Here is a 609-nt window from a genome sequence, read left to right as displayed (position 1 = left end):
TACTTAGAGTTGATTCTTCTTCTCTATCTATTAATTCCTTATAGTCATATAAACGATTCTTTGTACTCTCTTCAACGATTACAACTCTAGCCTTGGTATCTCCCAAAATATGATCTATTCTATCCATCGGATAACCAGGATCCATAGGAACATACGCTCCACCTGATTTTAAAACCCCTAAGATTCCAATCAGCATCTGCTCAGACCTTTCCAAACATAGAGGAATCAATTCATCAGCCTTAATCTTATAGTTTTCTAATAAATAATGAGCCAATTGGTTTGATCTCTCATTAAGATCTCGATACGTTAGCTTAACATCTTCATACACCAAAGCTATATCATCTGGGGTCTTCTCTGCCTGTAGCTCAAATAACTCATGAAGCGTAGTATCCGATACATAATCTACATAACAACCATTGACATCTTTTATAAAGGATAATCCAGAGTCTTCACCTACAAAAACAAGATCTGAAAGCTTAAGTCCCGACAAAGAAGAACTCGTAAAGGATACTATCTGCTCTAAAAGATAAACATACGTACTCATAAGCTGATTAACCGTCGATTCACCGAATAATGCAGTACTATACGTAAAGCTACACAACAAACTTT

1 protein-coding gene is annotated in these 609 nt (G+C 35.8%); it reads right to left on the bottom strand.

The annotated features are described in order from the left end of the window. The coding region (locus tag CHRY9293_RS18525) for an AMP-binding protein (RefSeq protein WP_162034325.1) at positions 1-609 on the bottom strand (609 nt) is incomplete at both ends.

It is taken from the genome of Chryseobacterium potabilaquae (genome assembly GCF_902728265.1).
Taxonomy (GTDB): domain Bacteria; phylum Bacteroidota; class Bacteroidia; order Flavobacteriales; family Weeksellaceae; genus Chryseobacterium; species Chryseobacterium potabilaquae.
This window is presented reverse-complemented; position numbering and strand designations above follow the sequence as displayed.